Annotated in this window: 18 protein-coding genes; 8 read left to right on the top strand and 10 right to left on the bottom strand. The window is 67.7% G+C overall.

The features are described from left to right. Positions 1 to 87: 87 nt before the first annotated feature. Together murJ and GTY58_RS22515 are read right to left on the bottom strand one after the other, a co-directional pair. Positions 88 to 2,355, bottom strand: a complete 2,268-nt coding sequence (gene murJ / locus GTY58_RS22520) for a murein biosynthesis integral membrane protein MurJ (RefSeq protein WP_010985726.1) — start codon at positions 2,353 to 2,355, stop codon at positions 88 to 90. A 46-nt stretch (positions 2,356 to 2,401) separates the two neighbouring features. Beyond that, a complete protein-coding gene (locus GTY58_RS22515; protein WP_010985725.1) occupies positions 2,402 to 4,819 on the bottom strand; it encodes a DUF6049 family protein in 2,418 nt (805 codons plus the stop codon). A gap of 246 nt (positions 4,820 to 5,065) precedes the next feature. On the opposite strand from GTY58_RS22515, the gene GTY58_RS22510 reads away from it, so the two are divergent. Next, positions 5,066 to 6,508: a CCA tRNA nucleotidyltransferase gene (locus tag GTY58_RS22510; RefSeq protein WP_010985724.1), complete on the top strand. Its 1,443-nt coding sequence runs from the start codon at positions 5,066 to 5,068 to the stop codon at positions 6,506 to 6,508. A 118-nt stretch (positions 6,509 to 6,626) separates the two neighbouring features. Here the strand turns inward: GTY58_RS22510 and GTY58_RS22505 are convergent, their stop codons facing one another. From GTY58_RS22505 to GTY58_RS22490, 4 genes are all read right to left on the bottom strand, one after another. Further along, the gene (locus GTY58_RS22505) at positions 6,627 to 7,118 is read right to left on the bottom strand and encodes a hypothetical protein (protein ID WP_010985723.1); all 492 of its coding nucleotides are present in this window, start codon (positions 7,116 to 7,118) and stop codon (positions 6,627 to 6,629) included. Positions 7,119 to 7,232: 114 nt separating this feature from the next. Next, positions 7,233 to 8,495: an MFS transporter gene (locus GTY58_RS22500; RefSeq protein WP_010985722.1), complete on the bottom strand. Its 1,263-nt coding sequence runs from the start codon at positions 8,493 to 8,495 to the stop codon at positions 7,233 to 7,235. A gap of 77 nt (positions 8,496 to 8,572) precedes the next feature. Beyond that, positions 8,573 to 9,655: an inositol-3-phosphate synthase gene (locus GTY58_RS22495; protein ID WP_010985721.1), complete on the bottom strand. Its 1,083-nt coding sequence runs from the start codon at positions 9,653 to 9,655 to the stop codon at positions 8,573 to 8,575. A 44-nt stretch (positions 9,656 to 9,699) separates the two neighbouring features. Next, complete coding sequence (locus GTY58_RS22490; RefSeq protein WP_010985720.1) at positions 9,700 to 10,383, bottom strand: PadR family transcriptional regulator; 684 nt, start codon at positions 10,381 to 10,383, stop codon at positions 9,700 to 9,702. 374 nt (positions 10,384 to 10,757) lie between these two features. On the opposite strand from GTY58_RS22490, the gene GTY58_RS22485 reads away from it, so the two are divergent. Both GTY58_RS22485 and GTY58_RS22480 read left to right on the top strand, forming a co-directional pair. Then, positions 10,758 to 13,451 carry a transglycosylase domain-containing protein gene (locus tag GTY58_RS22485; RefSeq protein ID WP_037647720.1) on the top strand — a complete coding sequence of 898 codons (2,694 nt, stop codon included), beginning with the start codon at positions 10,758 to 10,760 and terminating at the stop codon, positions 13,449 to 13,451. A gap of 118 nt (positions 13,452 to 13,569) precedes the next feature. After that, positions 13,570 to 15,078, top strand: coding sequence for a glycosyltransferase 87 family protein (locus tag GTY58_RS22480; protein ID WP_037647719.1), 1,509 nt, complete (start codon positions 13,570 to 13,572; stop codon positions 15,076 to 15,078). An 83-nt stretch (positions 15,079 to 15,161) separates the two neighbouring features. On the opposite strand, the gene GTY58_RS22475 is transcribed toward GTY58_RS22480, so the two are convergent. The 3 genes from GTY58_RS22475 to GTY58_RS22465 all read right to left on the bottom strand — a co-directional run bounded on the left by GTY58_RS22475 (position 15,162) and on the right by GTY58_RS22465 (position 17,950). Next, on the bottom strand, positions 15,162 to 16,193 hold the full coding sequence (locus GTY58_RS22475; RefSeq protein ID WP_010985717.1) for an alanine racemase: 1,032 nt from the start codon (positions 16,191 to 16,193) through the stop codon (positions 15,162 to 15,164). A 98-nt stretch (positions 16,194 to 16,291) separates the two neighbouring features. Further along, positions 16,292 to 17,413, bottom strand: a complete 1,122-nt coding sequence (gene femX / locus GTY58_RS22470) for a peptidoglycan bridge formation glycyltransferase FemX (protein WP_010985716.1) — start codon at positions 17,411 to 17,413, stop codon at positions 16,292 to 16,294. Positions 17,414 to 17,635: 222 nt separating this feature from the next. Further along, a complete protein-coding gene (locus GTY58_RS22465) occupies positions 17,636 to 17,950 on the bottom strand; it encodes a hypothetical protein (RefSeq protein WP_010985715.1) in 315 nt (104 codons plus the stop codon). Between the two features lie 321 nt (positions 17,951 to 18,271). On the opposite strand from GTY58_RS22465, the gene rpsF reads away from it, so the two are divergent. The 4 genes from rpsF to rplI all read left to right on the top strand — a co-directional run bounded on the left by rpsF (position 18,272) and on the right by rplI (position 20,009). Then, positions 18,272 to 18,562, top strand: coding sequence for a 30S ribosomal protein S6 (gene rpsF, locus GTY58_RS22460; protein ID WP_006604399.1), 291 nt, complete (start codon positions 18,272 to 18,274; stop codon positions 18,560 to 18,562). 79 nt (positions 18,563 to 18,641) lie between these two features. Next, entirely contained in the window at positions 18,642 to 19,250 is a 609-nt protein-coding gene (locus tag GTY58_RS22455; protein WP_010985714.1) for a single-stranded DNA-binding protein, read from the top strand. A 57-nt stretch (positions 19,251 to 19,307) separates the two neighbouring features. Next, positions 19,308 to 19,544: a 30S ribosomal protein S18 gene (gene rpsR / locus GTY58_RS22450; RefSeq protein ID WP_003949403.1), complete on the top strand. Its 237-nt coding sequence runs from the start codon at positions 19,308 to 19,310 to the stop codon at positions 19,542 to 19,544. A gap of 18 nt (positions 19,545 to 19,562) precedes the next feature. Further along, positions 19,563 to 20,009 carry a 50S ribosomal protein L9 gene (gene rplI / locus GTY58_RS22445; protein ID WP_010985713.1) on the top strand — a complete coding sequence of 149 codons (447 nt, stop codon included), beginning with the start codon at positions 19,563 to 19,565 and terminating at the stop codon, positions 20,007 to 20,009. A gap of 197 nt (positions 20,010 to 20,206) precedes the next feature. On the opposite strand, the gene GTY58_RS22440 is transcribed toward rplI, so the two are convergent. Next, a complete protein-coding gene (locus GTY58_RS22440; RefSeq protein WP_037647715.1) occupies positions 20,207 to 21,544 on the bottom strand; it encodes an MATE family efflux transporter in 1,338 nt (445 codons plus the stop codon). Between the two features lie 459 nt (positions 21,545 to 22,003). Between GTY58_RS22440 and dnaB the strand changes: the two genes are divergently transcribed. Continuing rightward, positions 22,004 to 23,479: a replicative DNA helicase gene (dnaB, locus tag GTY58_RS22435; protein WP_010985711.1), complete on the top strand. Its 1,476-nt coding sequence runs from the start codon at positions 22,004 to 22,006 to the stop codon at positions 23,477 to 23,479. Positions 23,480 to 23,501 lie beyond the last annotated feature (22 nt).

Below are 23,501 nucleotides of genomic sequence, written 5' to 3'. Positions count from 1 at the left end.
TGTCCGACGCAGAAACCAATTGTGCCCACAGTCCGCCGCTATGCACGACACACGGTGGCGGACGATGGTTGTGCGCGTACCCCCGCCTCAGCGCCCCAGGCGCCCGCGAACCATACCGACCATTGAGTTGAGCTCCTCGATGCGCATCTTCCGCGCAGCTACGTAGAAGACGCCGAGCAGTACGGCTCCGCCGCCGAGAAGGGCGACGAACGACCCACCGACACCCTGGCCCAGCGTCTGACCGACGCCGTAGCAGGCCGCACCGCTGAGCAGTGCCGCCGGCAACGAGGCGATGCCGAGACGCGCGTACGTCCGCAGGACGCGGGCGCCGTCCAGGTCGCCGCCGAGCCGCTTGCCCAGCCGGTTCCAGGCGACGCCGACACCGATCGCGTACGCGAGACCGTACGAGGCCGCCATGCCGACCACGGCCCACCGGCCCGGGAGCAGGAAGAAGCACAGGGCCGAGGCGCCGGCGTTCACGGCGGCCACGATGACCGTGTTGTAGAAGGGCGTGCGGGTGTCCTCGTAGGCGTAGAAGGCGCGGAGCACGACGTACTGCACGGAGTACGGGATCAGGCCGAGGCCGAAGGCCATCAGCATGTAGCCCATGTTCGTGGCTTCGCTGGTGCCCGAGGAACCGAAGATCAGGGTGCACATCGGAATGCCGAGTGCGACGAAGCCGAAGGAGACGGGCACGATCGCGACGGCCGTGGTGCGCAGCCCCTGGGAGATGTCGTCGCGGACAGCGCCGGCGTCGCCCTCGTGGGCCGAGCGCGAGAGTCTCGGCAGCAGGGCGGCCATCAGGGACACGGTGATGATGGCCTGCGGCAGGCCCCAGATGAGCTGGGCGTTGGCGTAGGCCGCGAAGCCGGTGCCGTCGACGGGAGAGTCCTTGCCCGCCGCGGTGGACAGCTGGGTGACGACGAGGGCGCCCGCCTGGTTGGCGAGGACGAAGAGCACGGTCCACTTGGCGAGCATCGCTGCCTTGCCGAGGCCGTGGCCCTTCCAGTCGAAGCGCAGCCGCAGCCGGAATCCGGTCTCGCGCAGATACGGGATCATCGCGAGGGCCTGCACGACGAGGCCGAGGAGGACACCGACGCCGAGGAGCCGCTCTCCCTCCGGCGGGATGGTCGTGACCTTCATCCCGGAGCTCGCCGCGGAGCCGTACACCCCGATGAACATGCCGAGCGTGATGATGATGACGATGTTGTTGAGGACCGGGGTCCACATCATCGCGCCGAACTTGCCTCGCGCGTTCAGAACCTGGCCCATCACCACGTGGATGCCCATGAAGAAGATCGAGGGCAGGAAGTAGCGGACGAAGGTGATGCCGACCTGGTTGGCCGCCGGATCGCTGGCGACCGAGTCGGACAGCAGGCGGATCAGGAGCGGCGCGGCGAAGACCGCGAGCGCGGTGAGTGCGCCGAGGGCCACCATCACGAGGGTCAGCAGGCGGTTGGCGAATGCCTCGCCGCCATCGTCGTCCTCCTTCATGGCGCGCACGAGCTGCGGCACGAAGACGGAGTTGAGGCCGCCACCCACGGTCAGGATGTAGATCATGGTCGGCAGCTGGTACGCGACCTGGAAGGTGTCTCCGAGCAGGCCGACGCCCAGCGCGGAGACGATGAGTGCGGACCGGACGAAGCCGGTGAGCCGGGACACCAGCGTGCCCGCCGCCATGACCGCGCTCGACTTCAGCAGACCTGAGGCACGCCCGCCCTTCTTCGGGGCGGCGGCCGGAGCGGCTGTGGGAGCGGCTGTGGGGGTGAGCTGCATCGTCTGCTCGGACGCCGGCGCCTGGGCCTGTGCCACCGGTCCCTGACCCGCGGCGGACGGCTCCGGAGACGGACCGGGGACCGCCGGGGACTCGGTGCGCGGGTGTCCGCCGCCCTGCTGCTGGTCGCGGAAGAGATGGGCGAAGGCGTCCGGCTCGTGGCGCTCCTCACCGGCCTGTGTGACCAGGTCGTCGACACCCACGAACTGGGTCGTACGAGGGTCGTCGCCGTACGGCAGGTACTGCGTCGGCCCTTCGGGTTCGGGCGCCGGCGTCTGGGCCCACACCCGCGGATCGGGGGCGTACTGCGACGTGGGCGGCTGCGTGTAGAGCGGCTGCTGCGGCTGGTACGCGCCCGGAGGCGGCGGGGGGTGCGCGGCACGGTCGTAGAGCGCCTCGGCGACCGGGTCCTGGGCGGAGAGGTCCTGCGCCCGGTAGGGGTCCTGGTCGTAGGCGTCCTGGAGGTACATGTCCGCGGGGGGCTGCGGCGACACCTGGCCGGGCTCGGGCGTCGGGCCCTCGGGGTGCCCCGAGCTGCCCGCGGCGCCCTGGCCGCGGTCACCGTCGTACGGCGCGTTCATGGTTACCCCACCTCATCGTCCCCGGGCCCACCGGCCACGACATCGCTCAACGGTCCACTCTCTCACCCGTGCCGGACGGGTCGGCGCTTTCCGGTGCGGTGTCCGGTGTCGGGTCACTCGGGTGCTCCGGGTCGTCTGCCTCGGGCTCCGTGCCGGACTCGTCCCGGGGACCGTCCGTGGAGCCTTCGGTGTCCTCAGTGTCTACGGTGCCTTCGGGTTCCTCGTTCAGCCCCTCGTCCCCCGGACCGGCCTCCTGTTCCTCCGCCGTCCGTCGGGCGGCGGCGCGCTTGCGCTGGGTGTACATGCGGAACCCGGCGAGCACGAGGAGCAGGACGCCACCAGCGATGACCAGCATCACCGTGGGCGTGACCTCGGTGACCTTCACATCGAAGGCGACCTCGGGGCCGTAGGGCTGGCCGTCCTCCGTGAAGAGCTGGGCGACGACCGTCACGGGGCCGTTGGCGTTGGCGGAGGTGGTGAATTTCACCGACTGGCTGTGTCCGCCCGCGACCGCGATGGGCTTCTCGTCGTAGGGTCCGTCGCCGATCTTGAGGCGAGTCGGATTCGATGACTTGAGACGCAGCACGAGGTGTTCGACACCTTGCAGCAGATTGTTCTGCACGGTGACGGGGATGGTGGCACTGCGGCCCGACAGGTTGGCGTCGGACTTCTCGATCAGCTTCACCTGCTCGGTGAGCACGTCGAGGTACGACTCCACCTCCTCGCGGAAGGTCTCCGCCTCGCTGGCGCGGCCGCGCCAGGAGGCGGAGATGCCGCGGTCTATGGCCCGCCCGAAGGGGGTCACGACCCGGGGCGGGGCGGTGAGGATCACCTTGAAGTTGTCGAGCTTGCTCTGGATGGCCTCGATCTTTTCGAACGCAGACTGCGGCAGCTCCTGCTTGCGCAGCGAGGAGGGGTACGCGGACGCGGACGGGATCCGCGTGGTGGCGCCGGGGTCCGGCTTGGCCTTCGCGGCCGCGGACAGATCCTGTGGCTGGGCCCAGTTGCCTTCCTGGAGGGCCGTCAGCGCCTGCGCCATCGTCTGGGCCTGACTCGCGGACGGCATGCGCTGCGGGGCGACGACGATGCTGCGCTGCTTGTCCGGATCCTGAAGGCTGATCATCAGGCTCTGGGCCAGGAATCGCTGCACGGCGAGCGTGGAGGTGTCGGCCTTGGTCATGTCGCCCTGGAACGCCGTGGACAGGGGGGCGTCCGCGACGACCGCCGTGGTGCCGCCGCCGACGGGGCGGGCGGCGGAGGGCGTGTAGGACAGTCCGCCGGTCTCCTTGAGGCTGTCGCTGCGGGCGATCACCTTGTCGGCGCCCGCGGAGGTGGCGACCTTGACGATCGACGGGTCGACGGCACCGTCCGCGGGCCAGGCGAAGTCCGTGCTGGGCTTCACATGGAGGACGGTCTCCACGGTGCTCGCCGCCACGTCCGTGGCGTCCTTCAGGTGGCTCAGGGAGCCGGTGACGTTCTTGCCGTTGTGCGCGAGCGAGGCGAGATCGGGGTCGGCGAAGGGAAGGGCGACGATCTCCTTGTCCTCGACCGTCTTCTCCAGTTCGGCGAGCCACTGCTTGGCGACCGCCTGGTTCTTGCCCGCCGTCTTGCTGCCGTTCCCGTTCTGGATGCTGTAGCTGCCCGCCATCGCGTCCACTGAGGCGAGCAGGTCGGGGTCGATCACCCAGGTGACGTCGAGTTCCTTGCCGAGTGACAGGAGCTGGTCCAGGCGGCCGCCCGGGGAGATCTCCTTGGCCAGGTCGTCGTTCCGGAAGACGGGCGTCTGCTGTTCGTTCGAGCCGGTCTCCGCGGTCTGGTGGACGGTGGAGATCAGCGGCCAGAGGTAGGTGGTCTTCGTCTTCGGGTCGGCGCCGTCCGGCTGCCAGGGCAGGAACGTCCGCTGGATGCCGAGCACCTGGTCCCACGGCTGAGCCGCGGTCTGGCCGGACAGCGAGACGCCCAGCTGGTAGACCCCGTCGGAACCGAGGTCCAGCTCCTTGACGGGCACGGAGATGTCGAAGTGCTGTGAGACGCCCGCGGCGAGCTGGGGGAACTTCTCGACGTACTTGCCGCCGATCTCGGCGCCGTCCACGCCCGGCTGGTATCCCCTGCGCTCGGCGGCGTCGGTGATCGCCGTGCGGTCGCTCAGGGGCGCGTTCACCCGCAGTCCCACATGGGCGCCCGTGATCGTCTGCTTGCCGTGGTTCGTGACCGTGCCCGAGACGGTGACGGTGTCGCCGTCGGTGGGGACGCTGGGGCTGAGCGAGTCGAGGGAGACGTCGACCGTGCGGGATCCGGAAGCGTCGGCCGGGGAGGCCTTCTCCGCGGCGTACGCGGACGGTGCCACGGGCAGCTGGAGGAGGCCGGCCAGCAGAGGCGCTCCGGCGAGCAGTGCGCCGGTGCGCTTCAGCCACCGGCGGGCAGGTGAGGGACTCATCCCTTGGAAGTCTGCCGCCTCGGCCACGCGCTCGCCCGTCCCTCGTCGTCGTCAGTGGTCGTCGGAATGTGCGTCCACGCATGGTAACGATGTGCGCGGAGGGGAAGTGCCGCGGTCTGCTCCGCAAGATCGGGCGCAAGGTCCGGCTGTCCCGCTATGTGCTCGGAATGTGCTCGTAGTCGATGCCCGTTCGGCGCTCGTACACGGGGACGGGGTCCGTGCGCGATTTATGGAGGCGCCCGCGGTGGCCTCGGCCACGTACCCTTTTCTGTTGTGCCGAACGCCAACGAAGACAACCCCAGTGCCCTGAGTCAGGTGCAGCGCCGCGCGGTGAGTGAACTGCTGCGGGTGTCCCCTGTCGCCGACGAGCTCGCCCGCCGCTTCCAGGAGGCCGGGTTCTCGCTTGCCCTGGTCGGCGGCTCGGTGCGGGATGCCCTTCTCGGCCGGCTCGGCAACGATCTGGACTTCACGACCGACGCCCGCCCCGAGGACGTACTCAAGATCGTCCGTCCATGGGCGGACGCCATGTGGGAGGTCGGGATCGCGTTCGGCACGGTCGGGGCCCAGAAAGAGGGCTACCAGATCGAGGTGACCACCTACCGGTCGGAGGCGTACGACCGCACCTCACGCAAGCCCGAGGTGTCGTACGGCGACTCCATCGAGGAGGATCTCGTCCGGCGTGACTTCACGGTCAACGCGATGGCGGTGGCACTGCCCGAGAAGGAGTTCATCGACCCGCACGGTGGGCTCGACGACCTGGCCGCGCGCATTCTGCGCACCCCGGGCACCCCGGAGGAGTCGTTCTCGGACGACCCGCTGCGGATGATGCGGGCGGCGCGCTTCGCCGCGCAGCTCGACTTCGAGGTGGCCCCCGATGTCGTCACGGCGATGACGGAGATGGCCGGCCGTATCGACATCGTCTCCGCGGAGCGGGTACGGGACGAGCTGAACAAGCTGGTCCTGTCCGCGCACCCGCGTAAGGGGCTGACACTGCTGGTCGACACCGGTCTCGCCGATCACGTCCTGCCGGAGCTGCCCGCGCTGCGGCTGGAACGTGACGAGCATCACCGGCACAAGGACGTCTACGACCACTCGTTGATCGTGTTGGAGCAGGCGATCGCGCTGGAAGAGAACGGCCCCGACCTGACGCTGAGGCTCGCCGCGCTCTTGCACGACATCGGCAAGCCGAGGACGCGCCGCTTCGAGAAGGACGGCCGGGTCTCCTTCCATCACCACGAGGTGGTGGGCGCCAAGATGACGAAGAAGCGGATGACGGCGCTCAAGTACTCCAACGACCTGGTGAAGGACGTCTCGCGGCTGGTCGAACTCCACCTCCGCTTCCACGGCTACGGCACGGGCGAGTGGACGGACTCCGCCGTGCGCCGTTATGTCCGTGACGCGGGCCCGCTCCTCGACCGTCTTCACAAACTGACCCGCTCCGACTGCACGACCCGCAACAAGCGCAGGGCCGCCGCGCTGTCCCGCGCGTACGACGGTCTGGAGGAGCGCATCGCCCAGCTCCAGGAACAAGAGGAACTGGACGCGATCCGTCCCGACCTCGACGGCAACCAGATCATGGAGGTTCTGGGCGTCGGGCCCGGCCCGGTCATCGGTCAGGCGTACAAGTTCCTGCTGGAACTTCGTCTGGAGAACGGGCCGATGGAGTACGACGCGGCGGTGGCCGCGCTCAAGGAGTGGTGGGCCGAGCAGAACTGAGGCCCGTGGAGGGCTGTGGAACGGGGTCATGTTTCACGTGAAACATGACCCCGGATGCGCGGAGGGGACGGTGTTTCACGTGAAACACCGTCCCCTCCGTCGTCTGTCGACCTAGTTGTTACTTGGTCTCCTTGAGGCAGAGCACCACGTTGTGGCCGCCGCCCGACTGGACGTAGTAGACCGTGGAGCTCTTGACGGCCTTGCACTTGCTGTCGTCGCTGGTGTCGTCGAACTTCTCGACGACCTTGTACTGGGAGTCGCCGGAAGAGCAGTCGACCTCGTTGAGGTCCGCGTTGGTGTCCGTGCCGTCGTTGTGCATGCACGCGCCCACCGAGGTGGTCTCTGCATCGCTACGGCTGAAGAACCAGCCCGCGCCGAACTTCACGGCGATGACGATTATGCCGACGACGATGATCCCGAGGACGCGCATCACCTTCTTGCCCGCACGCCCGGCCGGCGCGGGCGGCGGCGGAACCGGTCCACCCTGGTTGGGGAACGGCGCGTAAGGCTGCTGCGGGGGAACTCCCGGCTGGCCGGGCTGCTGACCCTCGGGCGGGGCGGGCTGCTGAGCGTACGGGTTCTGGCCCTGGGGCTGCGGCGGAACGGTCACTTGGGGGTCCCCCTCGAACGTGGGCGCGTTGGCGCGAAATAAGACGCCCGTAAGTTATCGGTCCGCACAGACAACTCTGAACTCAGGAGGGGCGCTGTGGCATTGATGTGACACTTACTGGAGATCAAAGCGGGCCATAGCGCCAGCAATTGCCCCGTAGATAACGGCCACCGTGACCACGAGGGTGGCTGAGCGGCCGTCAGGGGGCAGCATCAGGGCGGCCACTGCGGCTGCTCCGACAAATGCGACATTGAACAGCACGTCGTAAACCGAGAAGATCCGGCCACGGAAGCTGTCGTCGACCGAGGACTGGACGATCGTGTCAGTGGCGATCTTGGCTCCCTGCGTGGTCACCCCCAGGACGAAGGACGCGACCAGCATCGGGACGGTGGTGAACGGCAGGCCGAGGGCGGGCTCCAGGAGGGCGGCGGCAGCGGCGCAGACGACGATCCAGCGCCCGGGGCCGAGCTTCCCCGCTGCCCAGGGCGTCAGGACGGCCGCCGTGAAGAACCCCGCCCCGGAGACGCCCACCGCCAGCCCCAGCAGAGCGAGACCGTCGTCCGAATCCGACGACAGGGCGTACCGGCAGAGCATCAGCACCATGACCGTCAGCGCGCCGTAGCAGAACCGCATCAGCGTCATGGCGATGAGAGCCCAGGCCGCCTCCCGGCGTGGGGCCTCGGCCAGATGGCGCACGCCCAGCACGAGGCCGCGTGCGGTGCCCACGAGCGCCGCTCCCAACCGTGGCCGTACCGGCCTCTGGTCGGGGCCGAGCAGGTCCGGAGCGATGCGCAGCGACGCGAGCGCCGCGCACAGATACAGGGCCGCACCCAGCAGTACCACCACGGCGTCGGAGTCCGCGGCCACCAGCCGGACGGCGAACGCGAGACCGCCGCCCGCGGTCGCCCCGAGCGTTCCGGCGGTCGGGGACAGGGAGTTGGCCATCACCAGACGCTTGTCGTCGACCACGCGGGGCAGTGCGGCGGAGAGCCCGGCGAGGACGAAGCGGTTGACCGCGGTGACGGACAGCGCGGAGACGTAGAAGAGCCAGTCCGGCACATGGCCGAGCATCAGAACAGCCGTCACGCACGCCAGCAGGGCCCGCAGCAGGTTGCCGTACAGGAAGACCTGTCGGCGCCGCCAGCGGTCCAGCAGGACGCCGGCGAAGGGGCCGATGACGGAGTACGGAAGAAGCAGTACCGCCATCGCGGAGGCGATCGCCGCGGCCGAGGTCTGCTTCTCCGGGGAGAAGACGACGTAGGTGGCGAGTGCGACCTGGTAGACCCCGTCGGCGGTCTGGGAGAACAGCCGCACGGCGAGCAGGCGTCTGAAGCCCTGGAAGCGCAGGAGGATGCGCAGGTCACGCACGACAGCCATGGGGCACAGCCTCACATACGGTGAGGGCCCCCGGGCGGAATGCCCAGGGACCCTCGAAGACCGGAAGGACAGGCGCTTTAGCGCTCGACCTCGCCCTTGATGAACTTCTCGACGTTGGCGTAGGCCTCGTCGTCGAAGTACTGAACCGGCGGAGACTTCATGAAGTACGAAGACGCCGACAGGATCGGGCCGCCGATGCCGCGGTCCTTGGCGATCTTCGCGGCGCGCAGGGCGTCGATGATGACACCCGCGGAGTTCGGGGAGTCCCAGACCTCGAGCTTGTACTCCAGGTTCAGCGGAACGTCACCGAAGGCACGGCCCTCGAGGCGGACGTACGCCCACTTGCGGTCGTCGAGCCAGGCCACGTAGTCCGAGGGACCGATGTGGACGTTCTTCTCGCCCAGGTCGCGGTCGGGGATCTGCGAGGTGACGGCCTGCGTCTTCGAGATCTTCTTGGACTCGAGGCGGTCGCGCTCCAGCATGTTCTTGAAGTCCATGTTGCCGCCGACGTTGAGCTGCATGGTGCGCTCGAGACGGACACCGCGGTCCTCGAACAGCTTCGCCATCACACGGTGCGTGATGGTGGCGCCGACCTGCGACTTGATGTCGTCACCGACGATCGGGACGCCGGCCTCGGTGAACTTGTCCGCCCACTCCTTGGTGCCGGCGATGAAGACCGGGAGGGCGTTGACGAAGGCGACCTTGGCGTCGATGGCGCACTGGGCGTAGAACTTCGCCGCGTCCTCGGAACCGACGGGCAGGTAGCAGACGAGGACGTCGACCTGCTTGTCCTTGAGGATCTGGACGACGTCGACCGGGGCCTCGGCGGACTCCTCGATGGTCTGGCGGTAGTACTTGCCGAGACCGTCGAGGGTGTGGCCGCGCTGGACCGTGATGCCCTTGTTCGGGACGTCACAGATCTTGATGGTGTTGTTCTCGCTGGCACCGATGGCGTCGGAGAGGTCGAGGCCGACCTTCTTCGCGTCGACGTCGAAGGCGGCGACGAACTCGACGTCACCGACGTGGTACTCGCCGAACTGGACGTGCATCAGACCGGGCACCTTGGACGCCGGGTCGGCGTCCTTGTAGTACTCGACGCCCTGCACCAGCGAGGCGGCGCAGTTGCCCACGCCGACGATGGCTACGCGAACCGAACCCATTCCGGTTGCTCCCTGTGTGTACTCGGTGAAACCCCGAATGGGCCTCACGTGGTGGTGTCGTCGGACGGATCCGGCCGGGACTCGTCCCGGTGCCGGGGCAGGCCGCCCGTCTCTCCAGATGTGCTGTTCTGCTGAGCGGAGCCTGCGGAAGCGGAACCTTTGAGGTCCCGTCCGGCCCGCTCACTCTCGATGAGCTCGTTCAGCCAGCGCACTTCGCGCTCCACGGACTCCATTCCGTGGCGCTGGAGCTCAAGGGTGTAGTCGTCGAGGCGCTCCCGGGTGCGTGTCAGAGAGGCGCGCATCTTCTCCAGGCGCTCCTCCAGCCGACTGCGGCGGCCCTCCAGTACACGCACGCGTACATCGCGCGACGTCTGTCCGAAGAAGGCGAAACGAGCGGCGAAGTGCTCGTCCTCGTACGCATCGGGACCCGTCTGTGAGAGCAGTTCCTCGAAGTGCTCCTTACCTTCCGCCGTCAACCGATAGACGATCTTGGCGCGGCGCCCAGCGAGTGAAGCGGCGAGGGCGTCCTCAGGGGCGCTCCCCGATTCCTCGATCAACCAGCCGTTGGCGACCAGCGTCTTGAGGCAGGGGTAGAGCGTCCCGTAGCTGAACGCACGGAACACACCCAGTGACGTATTGAGTCGTTTGCGCAGCTCATAGCCGTGCATCGGGGACTCGCGGAGCAGGCCGAGTACGGCGAACTCGAGGATCCCGGAACGCCGGCTCATCGTCGCCTCCTCCCTGTCGCGGCCGTGTCGGCACGGCCTTTATGCCGAGCTGATGTATCGACTCGATACATCATGACGATAGATCGCTCCTCCGCATGCGACAAGAGGGGGAAGGGTGAACGGGGTCACATCACCGATTCGTAGGAAGCAAGTTGCCTGATTTGGGGTGAACTTCGGTCCTCGGTGGGTTTTGACGGTGCGTAGTCTGTGCGGCATGCACACCACCGGGAACCAAGTGACGCCCGAGGACGTCCCTGTCCTCGGTGCAGTACGGGTGAATGCGAAAACGACCGCATCCGTACTTGGGGGGGACCGGAAACCAGCCGCCGTTTCCAGGCGCGCAAAGGTGCGCCTGCCCGAGGAGTAATCGTTCGATGAGCGAGCACCGTCGCAAACTGCCGCAGCCGCAGGAAGGCGGACGTGCCGCGGCCCGACGCGGCCAGTCGGCGCCCTCCGGCCGCCGAGCGGCACCGCGAGCCGCCACCGGGTCTCCTTCCGACTCGTATGGGGCGGGAGATGAGGAACGCCCGTACGGTGGCCGAGCCGAGGCCCGGCGGGCGTCACAGAGAAGTGAGCCCGGCCGGCGTAGGGCCGCCGACGGCGCGGGACGCGGTTCCGGAGGCGGCGGTGGCCGCCGAGGCGGTCCAGGCGGTCCAGGCGGTCCGAATGGACCAGGGCGCGGCAGGGGCCGCTCCGTTCCCGAACGGAAGCGCTTCATCGACTACCCGCGCGCCGGTAAGTACGGAGCCGCGCGCTGGCTGCCGTCCTGGAGGCTGGTCACGGGCCTGTGCATCGCCTTCTTCGGCAGCATGGTGGCGGTCGCGGGTGTCGCGTACGCGCTGGTGGGCGTTCCCAAAGTCGCTCTGACCGCTAAGGCGCAGAACAACGTCTACTACTGGAAGGACGGCAGCCAGATGGTTGCCACCGGTGGTGAGACGAACCGCCAGATCGTCAACATCTCGCAGATCCCGAAGGCGATGCGGTACGCCGTCATCTCGCAGGAGAACAAGACCTTCGAGACCGACAGCGGCGTCGACCCCAAGGGCATCGCCCGGGCCTTCTTCAACATGGCCAGGGGCGGCGAGACGCAGGGTGGTTCCACCATCACCCAGCAGTACGTCAAGAACGCGATGCTGGACGACCAGTCGCAGACGATCTCGCGTAAGTTCAAGGAGATCTTCGTCGCGATAAAGGTGGGGGCCAAGGTCCCGAAGGACGAGATCATGGCCGGCTATCTGAACTCCGCGTACTACGGTCGCGGGGCCTACGGGATCCAGGCGGGCGCGCGCGCTTACTTCGACGAAGATGCCAAGAACCTGAACCCCGGCCAGTGCGCCTTCCTGGCGGCGATGCTCAAGGGCGCCACGTACTACGACCCCGCGGGTGCGACGTCGCTCGACCCGGCCGCCACTTCGGAGGCCAACAGCCGGCGGGCGAAGCTCCAGATGCAGGACACCCTCGACAAGGAGGTCGAGTACGGCCACCTGGACGAGGCGACGCGGAACAAGTACACGGAACTCCCCAAGGTCGAGAACCCGCGCTCGAACGCCCGCCTCAGCGGCCAGGTCGGCTATCTCGTCGACCTCGCCAAGGCGTACCTCGTCAACAACAGCGAGATCTCCGCCGATGACCTTCAGCGGGGCGGCTACTCGATCTACACGACCTTCGACAAGAAGAAGGTCACCGAGCTCGAGGACGCGGTGAAGGCGGTCCGGAAGAAGAACATCAAGCCCAAGCAGCGCCCGGACACGGACACCTACGTCCAGTTCGGCGGAGCCTCCGTGGACCCGACCACCGGCGCGATCAAGGCCATCTACGGCGGTGAGGACGCGACCAAGCACTTCACCAACAACGCCGACCAGACCGGCGCCCAGGTGGGCTCGACGTTCAAGCCGTTCGTGCTGGCGGCCGCCATGTCGTGGGGCAAGAAAGACCCCGATCTCGACGACTCGCAGTCGCAGGACGAGCGCACCGTCGTCTCCCCGAAGAGCCTGTACAGCGGCAAGAACAAGCTCAAGATCGAGGACTACAAGGGCAACGTCTGGACGGACAACAAGGGCAAGGAGTGGCTCCAGACGAACGACGGCGGTGAGTCGTACAACGCGCCCAGCTACAAGATCGACCTCCGCGAGGCGATGAGGGTCTCCGCGAACTCCGCCTTCGTCCAGCTCGGTATGGACGTCGGCCTGGACAAGGTCAGGGATGCCGCCCTGAGTGCGGGCATCCTCAAGACCAGCCTGGCCAGTGCCAACTACCCGTCGTTCTCGATCGGCACCTCCGACCCCAGCGCGATCCGCATGGCCGGTGCCTACGCCACGTTCGCGGCGAGCGGCAAGCAGCGTGACCCGTACTCGGTCGAGAAGGTCACGAGCAAGGACGGTCCGGTCTTCCAGCACAGTGACATCGCCAAGGTCGACGACGCCTTCACCGCCAAGGTCGCCGACAACGTGACCGACGTCCTGAAGACCGTGGTCGACCAGGGCACCGGCACCGCGGCTCAGCTGACCGGCCGTGAGGTGGCGGGCAAGACGGGTACCACCGACGGCAACAAGTCGGCCTGGTTCGTCGGCTACACCCCGCAGCTCTCGACGTCGATCACGATGTACCGGATGGACGACAACGAGTCCAGCAAGAAGCGCCAGTTCCTGGAGATGTACGGGACGGGTGGCCAGGACAAGATCCACGGCGCCTCGTTCCCGGCCGAGATCTGGCACGACTACATGGAACAGGCCCTGAAGGACACGGCGCCGAAGGACTTCCCGACGCCGCAGCCCATCGGTGTGGTGGTCGACGACAACCCGACCCCGACGGTGATCCCCTCGCCCACGAAGAGCGTGGAGGAGAGCCCGACGCCGACTCCGACGCCCAGCAAGACCACGACCTCGCCGACGCCCACGCCGACCGACAGCTGCTTCGGCTTCGGCTGCACCGACACCGGGGGCACCGACACGGGTGGGAACACCAGTGGCACCGATGGAGGCGTCACCGCGACACCGACGGAGTCCACTGGGAACGGGAACACCAGAGGCAACGGCAACGGAGGCATCTTCGGAGGACCGAACGGATAGCCGTCACCGTGCGTGTTTCACGTGAAACCGTCTGTTTCACGTGAAACGAGGGCCGTCACACCGACCAGGTGTGGCGGCCCTCGGCGTATTCCTAGCTGCGTACGGCAGGATGTGCGGCATGCCCAGTGCAGAGACGACGCGAGCGAGCGTGCACCAGCCGGAGCCGGTACGGCCGACCAGGGAGGACGAGGTCGCCGCGGCCGGCAGTGAGCTGATCGGCGGCCCCATCGGGCGACGCGCACTGTTCGGGACGTCCTGGTGGACGCCCGTGCGGATCGTGGCGCTCGTCGCGATCGGCATGTTCGCCCTCGGTATGGTCCAGAAGCTGCCCTGCTACGACAGCGCCTGGTTCTTCGGCGCCAGCTCGCAGTACACGCACGCGTGCTATTCGGACATCCCGCACCTCTATCAGGGGCGCGGCTTCGCCGACGGGCTCGTGCCGTACTTCGACAAGCTCCCCGGCGACATGGACTACCTGGAGTACCCGGTCCTCACCGGTGTGTTCATGGAGGTCGCCTCCTGGCTCACACCGGGCAGCGGCACCATCCAGCACCAGGAGCAGGCCTACTGGATGGCCAACGCCGGGATGCTGATGGTGTGCACCGCGATCATCGCCGTGTGCACCTCCCGCACACACCGCCGACGGCCCTGGGACGGGCTCCTGGTGGCTTTGGCGCCCGCGTTCGCGCTGACGGCCACCATCAACTGGGACCTGCTCGCCGTGGCCCTCCTGGCCGCCGCGATGCTGATGTGGTCGCGGGGCCGGGCCCTCGCTTTCGGCATCCTGCTGGGACTCGCCACCGCTGCCAAGTTCTACCCCTTCCTGGTGCTCGGACCGCTCTTCCTGCTGTGCTGGCGGGCCGGCAAGTGGCGGGAGTTCGCGACCGCGCTGCTCGGCGCGGTCGGCGCCTGGCTCGTCGTGAACCTTCCGGTGATGTTCCTGGCACCGGAGGGCTGGGCGAAGTTCTACCGCTTCAGCCATGACCGCGGCGTCGACTTCGGCTCGGTCTTCCTGGTCCTCTCGCAGCGGTGGAACATCCAGATCACCGCCGATGCGGCCAACACCTGGGCCATGGTCATGATGCTGGCCGTCTGCGCGGGCCTGGCCGCCCTCACGCTGACCGCCCCGCGCCGCCCACGCCTCGCTCAGCTCGCCTTCCTGATCGTGGCGGCCTTCATCCTCACCAACAAGGTCTACTCGCCGCAGTACGTACTCTGGCTGGTCCCTCTCGCCGCCCTGGCCCGGCCGCGCTGGCGGGACTTCCTGATCTGGCAGGCGTGCGAGGTCGCGTACTTCCTGGGGATCTGGATGTACCTCGCGTACACGACCAGCGGCGACGCTCACAAGGGGCTCCCGACCGAGGGCTACCAACTCGCCGTCGTCCTGCACCTGCTGGGGACGCTGTACCTGTGCGCGGTGGTCGTACGCGACATCCTGATGCCGGAGCGGGACGTGGTGCGCCGGGCCGGAGACGACGATCCGTCCGGCGGCGTGCTGGACGGCGCTCCAGACGTCTTCGTGCTCGGTGCCGCCGCCCATCCGCCGCGTCACGCGGTGCACTTCGAGGGACCGCAGGTGGAATGGGGCAGTAGGGGCCCGATGTCGGTCGGCGACAGTTCGCCCTGAGCGAACAGGGTGCGGGGAAGACATGCGAAAGGCCGTACACGGGGTGTACGGCCTTTCGGCTCAGCGGCGCTGTCCTGGGGTCCTCAGCGGTCCAGGATCCGGTCGAACTGCGTGGTGGTGTGCCGAAGGTGTGCCACGAGCTCGTCGCCGACCTTCGGCTCCGTGGCGTCCGAGGGCACGAAGAGGATCGAGACCTGCATGTGCGGGGGCTCGGCGAACCAGCGCTGCTTGCCCGCCCAGACGAACGGCGAAAGGTTCCGGTTGACGGTCGCGAGGCCGGCGCGGGCGACGCCCTTGGCGCGCGGCATGACGCCGTGCAGGGCCTTGGGAGCCTCCAGGCCCACTCCGTGTGACGTGCCGCCCGCCACGACGACCAGATAGCCGTCGGAGGCCGCCTTCTGCTGCCGATAGCCGAAACGGTCGCCCTTGGAGACGCGCGTGACGTCCAGAACCGCCCCGCGGTACTCCGTCGCCTCGTGGTCCCCCAGCCACAGCCGCGTGCCGATACGGGCGCGGAAGCGGGTCTGCGGGAACTGCTGCTGCAACCGGGCGAGTTCCTCGGCCTTGAGGTGGCTGACGAACATCGTGTGCAGCGGCAGCCGGGCCGCGCGCAGACGGTCCATCCAGCCGATGACCTCCTCGACGGCGTCCGAGCCGTCGGTGCGGTCCAGCGGCAGGTGGATGGCGAAGCCCTCGAGGCGGACGTTCTCTATGGCGGAGTGCAGGTGCGGGAGGTCCTGCTCGCTCACACCGTGCCGCTTCATCGAGGACATCACCTCGATGACGACACGGGCGCCCACGAGGCCGTACACGCCGTCGATGGACGACACGGAGCGGATGACGCGGTCCGGCAGCGGCACGGGCTCCTCGCCCCGCCTGAACGGCGTCAGCACCAGCAGATCGCCGCCGAACCAGTCCTTGATCCGGGCGGCCTCGTACGTGGTGCCGACGGCGAGGACGTCCGAGCCGAGGCGGGTGGCCTCGTCCGCGAGCCGCTCATGGCCGAAGCCATAGCCGTTGCCTTTGCAGACGGGTACGAGTCCCGGGAACTGCTCCTGCACGTGCTTGTGGTGTGCTCGCCAGCGCGCGGTGTCGACGTAGAGCGTGAGCGCCATGGCCGGTCCCGGAACCTTTCTGGTGGCTGCGGTTGATCAGAGGTGTCAAGGCAAAGTGTGGTGCATCCGCCGGACCGGCGGGGCCAAGCAGGGCGGGGTCAGCGGCGCGACATATAGATGTCGAGCGCCTTGTGGAGCAGCTTGTTGAGCGGGAAGTCCCACTCGCCGAGGTACTCGGCGGCCTCGCCGCCCGTGCCGACCTTGAACTGGATCAGGCCGAAGAGGTGGTCGGTCTCGTCCAGCGAGTCGGAGATGCCGCGCAGGTCGTAGACGGTCGCGCCGAGGGCGTAGGAGTCGCGCAGCATTCGCCATTGCATCGCGTTCGAGGGCCGGACCTCACGCCCGATGTTGTCCGAGGCGCCGTACGAGTACCAGACGTGCCCGCCGACGACGAGCATCGTCGCGGCCGACAGGTTCACGCCGTTGTGACGCGCGAAGTACAGCCGCATGCGGTTGGGGTCCTCAGTGTTGAGGGCCGTCCACATGCGCTGGAAGTACGACAGCGGCCGGGGCCGGAAGTGGTCGCGGACGGCCGTGATCTCGTACAGCCGCTGCCACTCCTCCAGGTCGTGGTAGCCGCCCTGGACGACCTCGACGCCGGCCTTCTCGGCCTTCTTGATGTTGCGGCGCCAGAGCTGGTTGAAGTTCTTGTGAACCTCTTCCAGGGAGCGGTTGGCGAGCGGCACCTGGAAGACGTAACGAGGCTGTACGTCGCCGAAGCCGGCGCCGCCGTCCTCGCCCTGCTGCCAGCCCATGCGGCGCAGCTTGTCGGCGACCTCGAAGGCGCGCGGTTCGATGAAGTCCGCCTCGATGTCGCGCAGACGCTTCACATCGGGGTTCTGGATGCCGCCCTTGATGGAGGCGGCCTCCCAGCGCCGGATGATCACCGGCGGGCCCATCTTCACCGAGAAGGCGCCCTGCTGCTTGAGGTGCGCGAGCATCGGCTGGAGCCAGTCGTCGAGGTTCGGCGCGAACCAGTTGATGACCGGGCCTTCGGGCAAATAGGCGAGATAGCGCTTGATCTTGGGCAGCTGCCGGTACAGGACCAGCCCCGCGCCGACCATCTCGCCGGTCCTGTCGTCGAACCAGCCGAGGCTCTCGGAGCGCCACTCCGCCTTTACATCTGCCCAGGCCGGGACCTGCATGTGACTAGCCGCGGGCAGGCTCTGGATGTATGCCAGATGCTGCTCTCGGCTGATGGTCCTCAGGGTCAGACTCATTCGGGGCGCTCCTCGGGCTGGTGTGTCCCCATGGGTACAGGGGCTCCGGCTCTCGCGCCGAAGCCTACTGCGCCCTGCGAGCGCCCTGTCTGGCCGCATCGAACCTGGGCCCCGACCGGTGTGTTGCCGGAGCGTCGAGCGGTGTGGATCGGCCGCTTGGCCGGATGTTCCGACCGGAAGCGGCCGATGGTGAGTGGAGAGCCGGCCCCGAGGGGCCCGGGGTCAGCCGAAGACCCCGCCGAAGAGACCTCCATGGGCCATGCCGAGGAAGAAGCCGACCGCGGACGCACCCAGGCCCAGGATCAGACCGAAGCGCTCGCGGGTCGTCACGGAGATGAACTGCCCGTACGCGCCTGTGGCGATCCCCACCAGGCCGGCCCAGGAACTGATCAGATGCAGACCGTGGAACATCGCCGTGACGAAGGCGATCACTCCGAGCACCAGCGTCACCGCTAGCAAGGTGTCCTGGAGCGGATGGGCCTTTCCATCCGTGGCGAAGAGGGATCCGGCGGTGTTGGGTCGAAATGCCTGTGCCATGTGGCACCTCCTGCGGAAGGCGGCGCATCGTAGCGCCATACACACCCGATGGGTACAGACTGACGGTCCCTGCGGTCGGATTTCAACCGGAAGCGTGTGTGCGGGTAGTGTGTACCGTCTGCACCGGTGTCTGCCCAGCCCATGGCCGGGGCGCGACCCAGGTTCCACCCAGGTCGCAGCCCTGATCACGACAGGGATCCCGCTCGGTCCTCCGATCGTGGGATTCGATTGTCAGTGGCGGCCGATACCGTTGCGTACGCATCACAACCCTCCTGCCACGGAACGACCGTGGCCGCTGAGTCCAAAGGAGGTGGGTTCCACATGCGTCACTACGAAGTGATGGTCATCCTCGACCCCGATCTCGAAGAGCGCGCTGTCTCCCCGCTGATCGAGAACTTCCTCTCCGTCGTCCGTGAGGGCAACGGAAAGGTCGAGAAGGTCGACACCTGGGGCCGTCGTCGTCTGTCCTACGAGATCAAGAAGAAGCCCGAGGGCATCTACTCGGTCATCGACCTGCAGGCCGAGCCTGCGGTCGTCAAGGAGCTCGACCGACAGATGAACCTGAACGAGTCGGTCCTCCGGACCAAGGTCCTCCGCCCCGAGACCCACTGAGCCTCCCGCTCAGCTGATCTCGGGATTCGAGTAGCAGCACCAAAAGCAGCCAGCAGCAAACCCGCCGAGAGGTTCCCCCATGGCAGGCGAGACCGTCATCACGGTCGTCGGCAATCTTGTCGACGACCCCGAGCTGCGCTTCACCCCTTCCGGTGCGGCGGTCGCGAAGTTCCGTGTCGCGTCCACCCCCCGCACCTTCGACCGTCAGACCAATGAGTGGAAGGACGGCGAGAGCCTGTTCCTGACCTGCTCGGTCTGGCGTCAGGCGGCGGAGAACGTCGCCGAGTCGCTCCAGCGAGGCATGCGCGTCATCGTGCAGGGCCGGCTGAAGCAGCGGTCCTACGAGGACCGTGAGGGCGTCAAGCGCACGGTCTACGAGCTGGACGTCGAGGAAGTCGGCGCCAGCCTGAAGAACGCCACGGCCAAGGTCACCAAGACCACGGGCCGGAGCGGCCAGGGCGGCCAGGGCGGTTACGGCGGCGGTGGCGGCGGCCAGCAGGGCGGCGGCTGGGGCGGTGGCTCCGGCGGCGCTCCGCAGGGCGGCGGCGCTCCGGCCGACGACCCCTGGGCGACCGGCACTCCCGCCGGTGGCAACCAGGGCGGCGGCGGTGGCGGCGGCTGGGGCGGAAGCTCCGGCGGCAGCAGCGGCGGCAGCGGCGGCGGCTACTCGGACGAACCCCCCTTCTAGGCCCCCGGGCCAAGGGTGGTTCGTACCCACACTTCTTGATCACACAGGAGATACACCATGGCGAAGCCGCCTGTGCGCAAGCCGAAGAAGAAGGTCTGCGCATTCTGCAAGGACAAGGTCACGTACGTGGACTACAAGGACACGAACATGCTGCGGAAGTTCATTTCCGACCGCGGCAAGATCCGTGCCCGCCGCGTGACCGGCAACTGCACGCAGCACCAGCGTGACGTCGCCACGGCTGTGAAGAACAGCCGTGAGATGGCGCTGCTGCCCTACACCTCCACCGCGCGATAAGGGAAGGGTGACCGACAAATGAAGATCATCCTCACCCACGAGGTCTCCGGCCTCGGTGCCGCGGGCGACGTCGTTGACGTCAAGGACGGTTACGCTCGCAACTACCTGATCCCGCGGAACTTCGCGATCCGCTGGACCAAGGGCGGCGAGAAGGACGTCGAGCAGATCCGTCGTGCTCGCAAGATCCACGAGATCCAGACCATCGAGCAGGCCAACGAGATCAAGGCCCGCCTCGAGGGCGTCAAGGTCCGCCTGGCCGTCCGCTCCGGCGACGCCGGTCGTCTCTTCGGTTCCGTCACCCCGGCCGACGTCGCCTCGGCGATCAAGGCTTCCGGTGGCCCCGAGGTCGACAAGCGCCGCATCGAGCTGGGCTCGCCGATCAAGACGCTGGGCGCCCACGAGACGTCCGTGCGTCTGCACCCCGAGGTTGCCGCCAAGGTCAACATCGAGGTCGTCGCGGCCTGAACGCTGCGCTCGGCATAGCTGAGAGAAGGGCCGCATCCGGACGGGTGCGGCCCTTTTTCGTGGCTGGAGCGAGTCGGACGTCGCTCGTGTTTCACGTGAAACGGGCGGCTGATGGGCTCTGTTTCACGTGAAACGGAGGGGAGCCGGCCCGGTGATCCCTCCGCCCGTCGAACGCGTACCGATCGGCACTGCGCCAGTCAGCGGCTCGCACCGGTGACGATCCAGCGGCCCGAGCGGGAGCGTAGCCACAGGGTCAGCATGCGTACCGTCATCATCAGGGTCATCGCTCCCCAGAGGGCGGTCAGTCCGCCGCCGAGCATGGGTACCAAAAGAGCCACGGGCGTGAAGACCGCCAGAGTCAGCAACATCGCCCACGCCAGATAGAGGCCGTCTCCGGCACCCATCAGGACTCCGTCCAGAACGAAGACGACGCCACAGATCGGCTGGGAGAGCGCCACCAGGAGCAGTGCGGGCAGGGCAGCGTCCTTGACCGCGGAGTCGCCGGTGAAGAGCGGCAGGAACAAGGGGCGTGCGACGACCACCAGCAGACCGAGCACCACCCCGGCCGCGATCCCCCACTCGACCATGCGGCGGCAGGCTGCTCGGGCGCCCTCCGTGTCGCCCGCGCCGAGGTAGCGCCCGATGATCGCCTGCCCGGCGATGGCGATCGCATCGAGGGCGAACGCGAGCAGGCTCCACAGAGACAGGATGATCTGGTGTGCGGCGATGTCCGCGTCCCCGAGCCGGGCCGCCACGGCAGTGGCGATCATGAGGACGGCGCGCAGCGAGAGGGTGCGCACCAGCAAGGGGGCGCCGGCCTGAGCGCAAGCCCGTATCCCGGCGATGTCCGGCCGCAGAGGGGCGCCGAGTTTACGGGCACCCCGGACGACGACGTACAGATATGCGACGGCCATGCCGTACTGGGCGATGACGGTGCCCCAGGCGGAACCTGCGATGCCGAGACCGGCGCCGTAGACGAGGACTACGTTGAGGACGGCGTTGGCAACGAAGCCCGCAACAGCGACGTACAGCGGGGTCTTGGTGTCCTGGAGTCCGCGCAGCACACCGGTGGCGGCCAGCACCACGAGCATGGCGGGAATGCCGAGCGCGGAGATCCGCAGATAGGTGATCGCGTACGGGGCCGCTGTCTCAGAGGCGCCGAAGAGGTCCACCACGGCGGGTGCCGTGGGGAGGAAGACGGCGATGACGACGGCGCCGAGCAGCAGGGCCAGCCAGATGCCGTCCATGCCCTGACGGATGGCGGCCCGCAGATCTCCGGCTCCGACCCGGCGTGCGACGGCTGCCGTGGTCGCGTAAGCGAGGAAGACGAACACGCTCACGGCAGTGGTGAGAAGTGCGGAGGCGACACCGAGGCCGGCCAGTTGCGCGGTGCCGAGGTGGCCGACGATCGCACTGTCGGCCATCACGAAGAGGGGCTCGGCGACGAGTGCGCCAAAGGCCGGAACGGCCAGCGCGACGATCTCTCGGTCGTGCCGACGCCGGGCGGCGCTGGGTCTCGCTGGAGCCTGTGTCATGGCCACCAATCTAATCTTCCACAGGTAAGAGATGCAATATGGCTATGACCCTTACTGACGTGTCGGTCGGGCGTGTCGCTGTGCACCGTTCGCGGAGATCTTGGGCCGACGGGGAAACTTTTTCTTCTGCACAGCCCGTGGACGGTAAAAGCGCAGGTCACAGCGAGTCCCTCGGGTGGGCTGAGGGCTTGTTCACAGGCCTGTCCACCGTGTCGTGCACAGGTTTTGCGGAGTTCTCCACAGCATCGGGGCCGTCGTCCACATGGCCTGTGGATAACCAGATTGGCTGACGGTGCCGACAGGCCTAACGTGGTCCGGCGCCCGCTCCTTCTTCCGTCCTCGGAAACCTGGCAAAACCGACGCACCGGAACCGGAGTTGGGCCTCTTAGTTGTCAGTGTCGTGCCGTACGAATGAAGGGCACGGCGAGGTCCGCGCGGCGGACGGGAGGAGGTGGCCCGGTGAGTCTTTCCGAGCCTTTGGACGACCCCTGGGCCGACAGCGGTCCCAGTGATCGTCTGCCTGCCTCCCGCCAGCGCCGCGAAGGTGGCCGGGGACGGGACGAGCAGCACGACCGTGGTCGGGACAGCGACGCATGGGAGGGGGCGGGCTCGTCCTTCGAGCGCGTACCGCCCCAGGACCTGGACGCCGAGCAGTCCGTCCTCGGCGGCATGCTCCTCTCCAAGGATGCGATCGCCGACGTCGTCGAGGTCCTCAAGGGCCATGACTTCTACAAGCCGGCGCACGAGACGATCTACCAGGCGATCCTCGACATCTACGCCAAGGGCGAGCCGGCCGACCCGATCACCATCGCCGCCGAGCTGACCAAGCGCGGTGAGATCACGAAGGTCGGGGGCGCCTCCTATCTGCACACCCTCGTCCAGACGGTTCCGACGGCGGCGAACGCCGAGTACTACGCGGAGATCGTCCACGAGCGTGCCGTGCTGCGTCGCCTGGTCGAGGCCGGCACGCGCATCACGCAGATGGGTTACGCGGCGGACGACGACGTCGACGAGATCGTCAACCGGGCCCAGGCCGAGATCTTCGCGGTCACCGAGCAGCGCACCACTGAGGACTATCTGCCGCTCGGCGACATCATGGAGGGCGCACTCGACGAGATCGAGGCGATCGGTTCGCGATCGGGGGAGATGACCGGTGTGCCCACCGGCTTCACCGACCTCGACCAGCTCACCAACGGCATGCATCCCGGCCAGATGATCATCATTGCGGCCCGTCCCGCCATGGGTAAGTCGACGCTCGCGCTGGACTTCGCGCGTGCCGCCTCCATCAAGAACAACCTGCCGAGCGTGATCTTCTCGCTCGAAATGGGGCGTAACGAGATCGCGATGCGTCTGCTCTCGGCCGAGGCGCGCGTAGCCCTGCACCACATGCGGTCCGGCACGATGACCGACGAGGACTGGACACGACTCGCCCGCCGTATGCCCGACGTCTCGGCCGCACCGCTCTACATCGACGACTCCCCGAACCTGTCGATGATGGAGATCCGCGCAAAGTGCCGCCGCCTCAAGCAGCGCAACGATCTGAAGCTCGTCATCATCGACTACCTGCAACTGATGCAGTCGGGCGGCAAGCGGTCCGAGAGCCGCCAACAGGAAGTCTCGGACATGTCGCGAAACCTGAAGCTGCTGGCCAAGGAGCTGGAGCTGCCGGTGATCGCGCTCTCGCAGCTGAACCGTGGCCCCGAACAGCGCACGGACAAGAAGCCCATGGTCTCCGACCTGCGTGAGTCCGGATCCATCGAGCAGGACGCTGACATGGTCATCCTGCTGCACCGCGAGGACGCGTACGAGAAGGAGTCTCCGCGCGCGGGCGAGGCGGACATCATCGTGGGCAAGCACCGTAACGGCCCGACGGCCACGATCACGGTCGCCTTCCAGGGCCACTACTCACGCTTCGTGGACATGGCCCAAACCTGATCCGTCGCCCGGCCGGCTTTGT

The sequence above is a fragment of the Streptomyces sp. SID5469 genome (genome assembly GCF_009862865.1).
GTDB lineage: Bacteria > Actinomycetota > Actinomycetes > Streptomycetales > Streptomycetaceae > Streptomyces > Streptomyces avermitilis.
Note: the sequence above shows the minus strand (reverse complement) of the source record. Positions and strands in the feature narration are given on the sequence as shown.

Excerpts from the sequence above, each read along its gene's own strand:
- GTY58_RS22455 (WP_010985714.1), top strand. The coding sequence starts at position 18,642 with ATGGCAGGCGAGACCGTCATCACGGTCGTCGGCAATCTTGTCGACGAC.
- rpsR (WP_003949403.1), top strand. The coding sequence starts at position 19,308 with ATGGCGAAGCCGCCTGTGCGCAAGCCGAAGAAGAAGGTCTGCGCATTC.
- GTY58_RS22465 (WP_010985715.1), bottom strand. The coding sequence starts at position 17,950 with ATGGCACAGGCATTTCGACCCAACACCGCCGGATCCCTCTTCGCCACG.
- rplI (WP_010985713.1), top strand. The coding sequence starts at position 19,563 with ATGAAGATCATCCTCACCCACGAGGTCTCCGGCCTCGGTGCCGCGGGC.
- GTY58_RS22490 (WP_010985720.1), bottom strand. The coding sequence starts at position 10,383 with ATGAGCCGGCGTTCCGGGATCCTCGAGTTCGCCGTACTCGGCCTGCTC.
- GTY58_RS22495 (WP_010985721.1), bottom strand. The coding sequence starts at position 9,655 with ATGGGTTCGGTTCGCGTAGCCATCGTCGGCGTGGGCAACTGCGCCGCC.
- GTY58_RS22440 (WP_037647715.1), bottom strand. The coding sequence starts at position 21,544 with ATGACACAGGCTCCAGCGAGACCCAGCGCCGCCCGGCGTCGGCACGAC.
- GTY58_RS22480 (WP_037647719.1), top strand. The coding sequence starts at position 13,570 with ATGCCCAGTGCAGAGACGACGCGAGCGAGCGTGCACCAGCCGGAGCCG.
- rpsF (WP_006604399.1), top strand. The coding sequence starts at position 18,272 with ATGCGTCACTACGAAGTGATGGTCATCCTCGACCCCGATCTCGAAGAG.
- murJ (WP_010985726.1), bottom strand. The coding sequence starts at position 2,355 with ATGAACGCGCCGTACGACGGTGACCGCGGCCAGGGCGCCGCGGGCAGC.
- GTY58_RS22475 (WP_010985717.1), bottom strand. The coding sequence starts at position 16,193 with ATGGCGCTCACGCTCTACGTCGACACCGCGCGCTGGCGAGCACACCAC.
- GTY58_RS22500 (WP_010985722.1), bottom strand. The coding sequence starts at position 8,495 with ATGGCTGTCGTGCGTGACCTGCGCATCCTCCTGCGCTTCCAGGGCTTC.
- femX (WP_010985716.1), bottom strand. The coding sequence starts at position 17,413 with ATGAGTCTGACCCTGAGGACCATCAGCCGAGAGCAGCATCTGGCATAC.
- GTY58_RS22485 (WP_037647720.1), top strand. The coding sequence starts at position 10,758 with ATGAGCGAGCACCGTCGCAAACTGCCGCAGCCGCAGGAAGGCGGACGT.